The organism is Enterococcus canis NBRC 100695 (assembly GCF_001544375.1).
In the GTDB taxonomy this organism is placed as follows: domain Bacteria; phylum Bacillota; class Bacilli; order Lactobacillales; family Enterococcaceae; genus Enterococcus_H; species Enterococcus_H canis.
Genome location: NZ_BCQJ01000004.1, coordinates 224,514 through 232,497 on the forward strand (window position 1 = coordinate 224,514; position 7,984 = coordinate 232,497).

A 7,984-nucleotide genomic window follows, 5' to 3' on the forward strand; every position below is an offset into this window, starting at 1 on the left:
GAATTTTTTTGCAAAATAGGATTTATTTGTCATTTCACAAATTTTGGTTATAATAAAATTTGGAGGCGGTTTCTGTGAGTATTGAACTAGAAAAGGTATTGGATCTGCGGCGCTGGGAAGCTGTCCAGGAAAGCATTGCTATCGCTACGAAATTAGCGATTATTTTGGTGGACTATAAAGGACGGCCAGTCACTTATCATAGTCAGGTACAGCCCTTCTGTCAGTTAGCGCGGCAAGACCCCGTTTTATCCAAACTTTGTGAAAAATGCGATGCTCGTGGCGGTTTGGAGGCTGTGCGCACCGGGCAGCCGTTTATTTATCGTTGTCATTTTGACATCATTGATATGGCAATTCCCATTATGGTGGATAATCACTATGTCGGCGCAATTATGGCGGGTGAGGTCCGCCTTAAAGAGCAGCAAGAGCAGTTAGAGCAAGTCTTGACTGCCGATCGTCAATTGCTGGACAGCTTCATAGACCAACATCAGGCTGATTATCAGCAGTATCCTTTAATGGACTTGCAGAACCTAGAAAACGCAGCCCAAATGTTAGAAAAATTAAGTGAATATATCGTGACCGAAGCAATTAAAAAAGATTATTTAGTCAAAGCCTATCAAAAATCTCTAAATATCGTACGCGTCCAACCGGTAGATGAGCCAACCGAATCATTAGAATTGGTTCAAAAAGATCTCCATCAATCCCTTTTGACGCAACGACTAGATGACCAACAAGTCTACCGCGCGAAAAATAAGCTTTTACAGCCTGCGATCGATGCGATCTTTGCTAATAAGGAAAACCACTTGAAGTTAGAAACGTTGGCTCAGTTGACAAATCTTTCCACCAGCTATTTAAGTCGGCTACTGAAAGAAGAATTTGGTCAACCTTTCAGTCAAATGTATGCTCGCTTAAAAATTTACTGGGCTAAGCAATTACTGATAGATACTGATCAGACCATTGCTGAAATCAGTGATGCGCTGGGTTATGTCGAGCCTAGCTATTTTGTCCGTACCTTTAAAAAAATTGAAGGCACGACGCCCTTAAAGTATCGTAAAACACAATCGTAGGGTTTCATAGAAAATACCGACCCCTAAAGGTTAGATTTTTAGTCTAACTTTTGGAGATCGGTATTTTTTGCCTAAATAGCTGGTATTTTCTGTACTTAAATTTTTTGGTCCACCTGAGTCACGTCAATTTTCAAAACACGTGACAAGAAAGGATACTCCGCCTTCATTTGTTCAAAAAGCGGTCCTGTTGTTAAAAAACTGGCATTTCCTTGGATATGAAACCCGGTACCAGGTCCTTTCAAGCCCTCAACCTCGCGAGTCCCTAACGTTAACAGGACGTGCGGATTTTCTTCGATGTCGGCTTCTAGGCTGTGCATTCCCGCAGCCGGTGCATAAAGCGTATCATCAACTGCGCGCATATAAGAATTCCACGTATTCACAACATGATAGCCGTTTGATGCTTCTGAAATAATCGTGACGACTCCTTCATGGCGTAATACGTCTTGGACTATTGGATTCAACATAATTAAAACCTCCCTTTCCTTCAGTGATAACACCTTTCCACTAAAATGTAAAAAGTTCCGTCCGCTTAAAATCCTTTTCCCAGACAGCAACTAACATTTACCAAAAATCGCGTTATTTCTGTTGTTTTCTCAAAAATTTTTGACACTAACAAGCTAGATTGAGGACGCTTACAACAAAAATATGATACGGTAAAAAGAAAAGGAGGAGTTGGATGGATACTTTACGCTTTCATGATATGACCCTTTACTGGTTAGATGGTGGCAACGCTGCCTTAGATGGCGGTGCTATGTTTGGCGTTGTGCCAAAACCATTGTGGTCCAAACGCTATCCAGCAAATGAACAAAATCAGATTGAACTAGCCACGGATCCAATTTTGATTCAATACCAAAATAAAAACATCTTAATTGATACCAGCGTCGGTAATGGCAAGCTTTCTGCAAAGCAAAAACGGAACTTCGGCGTTTGGGCAGAGCCACGCCTAGAAGAAAGCCTGGCCGAATTAGGGCTGCAAAGTACTGATATTGATACGATTCTAATGACCCATATGCATTTTGACCATGCTGGTGGCCTGACGATTCCCAATCAGGCTGGTGAATTAGTTTCACGCTTTCCTAAGGCAGAGATCATCGTTAATGACATCGAATGGGCGGAAACTAAGGCGCCAAATATTCGCTCAAAAAGCACCTATTGGCAAGAAAATTGGGAAGCCGTACAGGAGCAGGTTGTTACCTATCGTGACAGTTACCTAGAAATCCCCCATATCCAGCTGCTACACACGGGGGGCCACAGCAACGGTCACGGTATTATTACGATCGAACAGCAAGGAGAATACTTGTACCACATGGCCGATCTAATGCCTACTCAAGCCCATCAAAATCCACTTTGGGTCCTCGCCTATGATGATTACCCGATGGATTCCATTTTTGCCAAGGAACGTATTTTGAAAGAGGCCTACGAAAGACAAGCTCGTTTTATTTTTTATCATGACGCCTACTACCGAATGGTTCAGTGGTCACCTGATGGCAAGGAACGTCTCGACAGCTTACCACGAACCTTGAAAAATTTTATCCCTGCTCTTTAAATGGGACAGTAAGATAACCCAATAAAAGCAGTTAGTAGCATTCCCACTAATCGATAATGCTACCTAACTGCTTTTTAATTTATGTTCTGTCACTAACAACGGTTTTGACTAGACTTGCTGATAAAGAGCCTTGAGATCAGCCAATTGTTCCAATAATTGGGTGCCTACGGTGGTCTCCCCCACGGTTTTTCGCTTTAGTTGACGATCAACTACCCGTTTAGTTGAAATAATATCTGTGCCATTTTTAATGGCATCCTTTTTTGAAGTAAATGGCTGATGCGCCACCAATTCCATCCCATAAGAATTATTCAGCAACGTATAACCTGCAATCCCCGTCTTCTTCTGATAGGCCCTAGAAAAGCCACCATCAATCACAATCATTTTGCCGTTGCCTTTGATGGGGTCTTCGCCATCCTTTTCCTTGATAGGGGTATGCCCATTGATAATATGCCCTTTTTCCTCATCCAAGTCGAATTCTTGTAAAATCATGCGACAGACTGCTTCGTTATCTCGTAATGAATAGTAGCAATTTTTGACTTCTTTATGTGTCTTTTTATCCGCAATAAAATAGCGCTCAAAGGTGGTCATCTGCTGTTTGCCAAATAGTGGGGAACATTCCCCTGTCCACAAATACCACGCCAAATCACCTTCATCTTCAGCCTTGCCTGTATAAAGTTTCCGCAAATAATGATCAAAAAAGTCCAATAGCTCACGTCCCTTGTAAGTCGTACCTTGATAGGAAAAATTTTTGAAGGTCTGGGCATCATCTAAGGGGATACAGCCATGAATCAGCAAGCTGTCATTATACACTTGATACATTTGCCCCTTCTCGAAAAGAAAGGCCACATGACGCTGCAATTTTTCCGAGGTTTGGAAGGCTTTTACCAAATGTGTGAGTACCTGCTCCTCTTCCTCCGCGAAGCGTAAGGGATCTGTTGGATCAATGGTGGGAAACTGGCCATCCAGCAATGAGTAAGTTGCCCCGTTGAGTTTAATGGTCTGCTGCTGATAATCAATTTTTGATAATAAATCGCGATCTGCCATTAAAAATTCTGGCTGACGCTGCAAAATTTGACCTTCCAATTTAAATTGAATAATTGTGATTGCTTGATGAATCTTCGCTACCTGTGCTACCTCTAAGCTGGTTTGCTTTTTGGTTTCTTTCGGTAAAAAAACATCACTCACCTGATAGTGGCTAGTCGCTAGATTCAATAATGGCAAGAGATTAATGCCATAGTGATCTTCCAAAATGTCCAGGTTGTTATAGCGAGCGCAGATGCGGATCACGTTGGCCAAAGAAACTTTGACACCACAAGCTGCGGCCATCCATAGAATGTCATGATTCCCCCACTGAATATCCACTGAATGATAATCTAGCAAGGTGTCCATGATTTTGTCTGGATAGGGGCCGCGGTCATAAATATCACCCACCACATGCAAATGATCCACCACAAATCGCTGAATCAAATAACCTAATGAAATAATCAATTGTTGCTCCTGGTCCAGCTCAAAAATTGTTTTGAAAATCTCTTTATAATAATTGTCTTTATCTGAATATTCCCGGGCCTGGTAAAGCAATTCCTCCAAAATATAGGCACTATCTGCGGGCAACGCTTTGCGGACTTTCGAGCGAGTATAACGTTTGGAGGCAAACACACACAATTCAATTAAATCAGTCAGATTCTGCTCATACCACGCGTGATAATCCGTTTCTGAAAGCTCCTCCCGTACCTTTTCCGTGATTTCTTCTGGATAATAAACCAATGTTGCTAACGCACGTAAGGCTTCTTCCCCGTAACGATCAGCAAATAAAAAGTCGATTTTTTTGCGGACATTGCCAGAGCCATTCCGTAAAACGTGTTGAAACGCCTCATATTCACCATGAATATCACTAATAAAATGTTCCGTAGCCTTAGGGAGATTCAAAATTGCACTAAGGTTGATGATTTCTGTTGCGATAGCACTTTTACTAGGATAAAGACTACGTAGTAAGGACTGATACTTATCCAATAGCTCGCCTCCAATTAGATTTTCGCCACAAGTGACTAGCTGCCAATACACGTAAACCATTTCCAAATAATTATGACACAAATTATCCTCGAATACTATTACAACACAAAAAATCCGTCTAACTAAAGACGGATTTGTTTATAGACCAATTTCATCTGTAATCAAAAAAATCGTGATACGCTTAGGATCATGGGAGCGACGCGTCACCGCAATCGTGTTACAAATGCACTCTTCTTGCAAGCAGTCGCCACAATTGCCTTTTTTCACACAGGGCGTTTGCTTTAGACCCAAGCGATTAGCGTTATCTGGGGCGGTTTTCTTGCGCACCATTGTGATAGCTGTCTCCAAATCCGGATAAACTTTATTCATACCCACAAATGCCCAGACCTCTTTAGGGCCAAAGGTCAGTGCCGCCACGCGGTTCCCAACACTATCCACGTTGACCAGCTGACCATCTTCTGAGATACCGTTGAGGCTTGTCAAATAAACATCCGTCAGCAAACTCTGCCGCATTCGTTCGTAACGTTCCTCAATCGTTTGCGCCTTTTCTCGGTCAACAATTGGCTGTTGCCGCTCATACAGTGCTTCAATCAACCCCATCTCCACCAAGGTCAGTGAACCACCAAAAGCGACTTCGTAAGTTGGATCCAGTTTTGCTAAAGCCAAGGCTTTGGCTGCCGCAACACTTTCACAGATCTCCACCTGAAAATTACGTCGCTCCAACTTACGCCGCAATGACTCAGCCGCTAACTTGTAGCGCTGACTCTGAAATTCCTTCAACATCTCAACACCTCCAAGGCTATTGTCACCTATGAGATGAGGTAGTGCAAGAGGAATAGTTTATGAAATTCTCTGTAAGTCAGCTCCTGACATACTACTTAAGGTATCATCTGCATTTATAACATACATAAACGGTTGCGGACCAGGACCCAAGCTAGCGGCACCATATTTATCTGAAAAATCCTCAAGGTCCCAAGATAATACTAAAACACCATCTTGCGTAGAGACATTTATAATCCGATACTCTTTACCTCCTATACTGTCAATATAATGTGTCGCTGTTAACTCAAACAACGATGTATTCGCACCAGCCTCGCCCCAATGACCTCTAAATTTTTCAGGTATTATTCCTGATTGACTGGCAGTTTGTTGCTCTTCAGCTACACGTTCAGCCTCTGCCTCCGCAGCTGCTTGCTGCTCCTCTTCTATCTTAGCTTCTTCAAGTTTTCTCTGTTCAGATTCACGATTTATTTCTCCGTCATTTGCTTTTTTAAGATTATTGGCTTGTGATAAAAGCGTATCGAAAAAAGGACCATTTAAATCTACATCCAGAATAGTCTCGAGTTTCTTATTAGAATCTTCATATTTTTTCTCTTTAGATAATGCCTCTGCTTCAGTATACGTTTGAGTATGAGTTGCCATTTCTGTTTGTACAGCTGTCAATTCTAAATTTAGAGCCTCCGCTTTTTTCTTGATACTACTTGGTGTATCTTTATTATTTAATATCTTACTAGCTGTGTTCACCCCTTCTTCTAAGTCCCCTTTTTCTTTAAACTCTAACAACTCATCAAGATTTTTAGTCCCTGACAAATAATTCCGTGCTTTTTTGTCTTCCGGCTTTTCTTTTAACGCTGTCTCAAAAAAGACTTCTGCCCTTTGATACTCTTCGCCAGCTAATGATTCAATACCATCGGTCATAGCAGATTGGTACGCTTCCTCACTCTTATTAGAACAAGCACTCAAACATAAACTAGCAGCAATTAAAAAACAACCTATGCTTACCGTGACCTTCTTTTTCATAAAATCCCTCCTTTAATTTAACTTTCTATTATAAATTTTACTAAACCGCCGACATTTATGCACGTCTTATCCTATCAAGCTTTATAAATTTATCAGATTAAGAAAAAAACCGATCCTTAGAAAAGGGCCGGCTCATATTTATTAATTAGTTAATTTTTTAGAGACATTAAAATAACGATTGTCACCACGGGATATTCCCCAAGCGATCAGAAAAGGTCCCTGTAGGTCCATCTTCTCCAATTAATGCCATTCGGACAACTGCATCGGTTCCCTCCGTCACCGTTTGACTCCCATGACGGAATTGCTCGCCCGTATTGGTAGTCCCAGGATCGACAGCATTGATTTTGATTTCTGGCAAACCTTTAGCGTATTGTACCGTTAGCATATTGGCGGCCGCTTTCGATGCGGCATAAGCAACTGGGTTGACCTTGGACTCAATTTTACTTGGATCTAAGACTTGGCCGAAAGAACCTAGGCCACTCGTCACATTTACAATGACGGGATTGTCCGCTTGCTCTAGCAAAGGTAAGAAATGATGAATCATGCGAGTAATCCCGAAAACGTTGGTATCAAAGACTTTTTGCAACAGGTCCGCCTGAATAGCTTGAGGGGCGATATGACTTCCTGGAATTCCAGCATTATTGATCAATACATCTAAATGAGACTCTTTGCTGGCTAAGGTTTTGGCAGCAGCAATAACCGAGTCATCATCTGTCACATCAACGAGCAAGTAATCAACTCCTAATTCCATGGCGGCTTTTTTACCTCGCTCTTCGTTACGACTACCAATGTAAATTTTATTGCCTAATTCTTTTAAACGTCTAGCTGCTTCAAAACCTAGCCCGGTATTCCCACCGGTGATTAAAATCGTACGCATCTTATTTCCTCCTATTACTGCCAATTTTTTTCATAAGGATAATAAATATTCGTTGTTAAAATCGAAAACGGATAGGGTGTTTTACCTTCCGCTAGTATTTTTTCTTCTAAATAATCCCGCAATTTCCAAACATTAACTGGACTATAATGTGGCGTTACTGCTAAGGCGTGCTTTAATTCCCGCATACTAAAACCCAAATCATCGGCAATTTTTTCCGGTGAACGATCCAACAGCTCAAAATTCCGAGCCATCTCTACTTGTGTTTGTTCAAATTCTCGTTTATTTAACGACATTGTTTTTTCCTCCTATATTAAAGGTTACTCCACTACTGATGACATATTGTTTAATAGTATCTTCAACATCCGCTGCAATTCCATCTCTTCCGCAGCTGAAAGACCTTTAGTCAAACTAGTTTGGGCCTGGTAATACGCACCCGCGGCCTCTTGATAGCTAGCTTCACCTTTTTCCGTCAGGCGAATCTCTTTTGCACGTTTATCTGTTGGTGATTCTTTCGTGTACAAAAAGCCCTTACTCTCTAAACGCTTAACCAAGCCAGCAACAGTTTGTTGTGTTAACGAGAATTCTCGTTCAACTGCTTTCATTGAAGTAGGTTCCAACTGTTCGTGTAAATAAATCAGAATACGAAACTGTGAGAACGTTAGGTCAAAAGATTTTAGTTGCTCGTTT

Annotated in this window: 9 protein-coding genes; 2 read left to right on the top strand and 7 right to left on the bottom strand. The window is 41.5% G+C overall.

Annotated elements, in window-relative coordinates; all coding sequences use genetic code 11:
• The first annotated feature begins 74 nt into the window (after nucleotides 1-74).
• The gene (locus ECA01S_RS08065; protein ID WP_067393757.1) at nucleotides 75-1,064 is read left to right on the top strand and encodes a PocR ligand-binding domain-containing protein; all 990 of its coding nucleotides are present in this window, start codon (nucleotides 75-77) and stop codon (nucleotides 1,062-1,064) included.
• A gap of 95 nt (nucleotides 1,065-1,159) precedes the next feature.
• On the opposite strand, the gene ECA01S_RS08070 is transcribed toward ECA01S_RS08065, so the two are convergent.
• A complete protein-coding gene (locus tag ECA01S_RS08070; protein WP_067393760.1) occupies nucleotides 1,160-1,528 on the bottom strand; it encodes a pyridoxamine 5'-phosphate oxidase family protein in 369 nt (122 codons plus the stop codon).
• Between the two features lie 212 nt (nucleotides 1,529-1,740).
• On the opposite strand from ECA01S_RS08070, the gene ECA01S_RS08075 reads away from it, so the two are divergent.
• Complete coding sequence (locus ECA01S_RS08075; RefSeq protein ID WP_067393763.1) at nucleotides 1,741-2,610, top strand: YtnP family quorum-quenching lactonase; 870 nt, start codon at nucleotides 1,741-1,743, stop codon at nucleotides 2,608-2,610.
• Nucleotides 2,611-2,718: 108 nt separating this feature from the next.
• Here the strand turns inward: ECA01S_RS08075 and ECA01S_RS08080 are convergent, their stop codons facing one another.
• The 6 genes from ECA01S_RS08080 to ECA01S_RS08105 form a co-directional block, all read right to left on the bottom strand.
• Nucleotides 2,719-4,680 (bottom strand): fructose-bisphosphatase class III, encoded by a 1,962-nt coding sequence (locus tag ECA01S_RS08080; protein ID WP_067393765.1) that lies wholly within the window; start codon nucleotides 4,678-4,680, stop codon nucleotides 2,719-2,721.
• Between the two features lie 78 nt (nucleotides 4,681-4,758).
• On the bottom strand, nucleotides 4,759-5,403 hold the full coding sequence (locus ECA01S_RS08085) for a lactate utilization protein (RefSeq protein ID WP_245631208.1): 645 nt from the start codon (nucleotides 5,401-5,403) through the stop codon (nucleotides 4,759-4,761).
• 57 nt (nucleotides 5,404-5,460) lie between these two features.
• Nucleotides 5,461-6,420 (bottom strand): hypothetical protein, encoded by a 960-nt coding sequence (locus tag ECA01S_RS08090; RefSeq protein WP_067393768.1) that lies wholly within the window; start codon nucleotides 6,418-6,420, stop codon nucleotides 5,461-5,463.
• Nucleotides 6,421-6,601: 181 nt separating this feature from the next.
• On the bottom strand, nucleotides 6,602-7,297 hold the full coding sequence (locus ECA01S_RS08095) for an SDR family NAD(P)-dependent oxidoreductase (protein WP_067393771.1): 696 nt from the start codon (nucleotides 7,295-7,297) through the stop codon (nucleotides 6,602-6,604).
• A 14-nt stretch (nucleotides 7,298-7,311) separates the two neighbouring features.
• A complete protein-coding gene (locus ECA01S_RS08100) occupies nucleotides 7,312-7,590 on the bottom strand; it encodes a DUF2316 family protein (RefSeq protein ID WP_067393774.1) in 279 nt (92 codons plus the stop codon).
• A gap of 24 nt (nucleotides 7,591-7,614) precedes the next feature.
• A partial coding sequence (locus ECA01S_RS08105; protein WP_067393777.1) for a MarR family winged helix-turn-helix transcriptional regulator occupies nucleotides 7,615-7,984 on the bottom strand: 370 nt, incomplete at its 5' end.

Bases quoted from the DNA above. Each gene is read 5' to 3' on its own strand.
- ECA01S_RS08070 (WP_067393760.1), bottom strand. From the start codon at position 1,528: ATGTTGAATCCAATAGTCCAAGACGTATTACGCCATGAAGGAGTCGTC.
- ECA01S_RS08075 (WP_067393763.1), top strand. From the start codon at position 1,741: ATGGATACTTTACGCTTTCATGATATGACCCTTTACTGGTTAGATGGT.
- ECA01S_RS08080 (WP_067393765.1), bottom strand. From the start codon at position 4,680: ATGGTTTACGTGTATTGGCAGCTAGTCACTTGTGGCGAAAATCTAATT.
- ECA01S_RS08085 (WP_245631208.1), bottom strand. From the start codon at position 5,403: ATGTTGAAGGAATTTCAGAGTCAGCGCTACAAGTTAGCGGCTGAGTCA.
- ECA01S_RS08090 (WP_067393768.1), bottom strand. From the start codon at position 6,420: ATGAAAAAGAAGGTCACGGTAAGCATAGGTTGTTTTTTAATTGCTGCT.
- ECA01S_RS08095 (WP_067393771.1), bottom strand. From the start codon at position 7,297: ATGCGTACGATTTTAATCACCGGTGGGAATACCGGGCTAGGTTTTGAA.
- ECA01S_RS08100 (WP_067393774.1), bottom strand. From the start codon at position 7,590: ATGTCGTTAAATAAACGAGAATTTGAACAAACACAAGTAGAGATGGCT.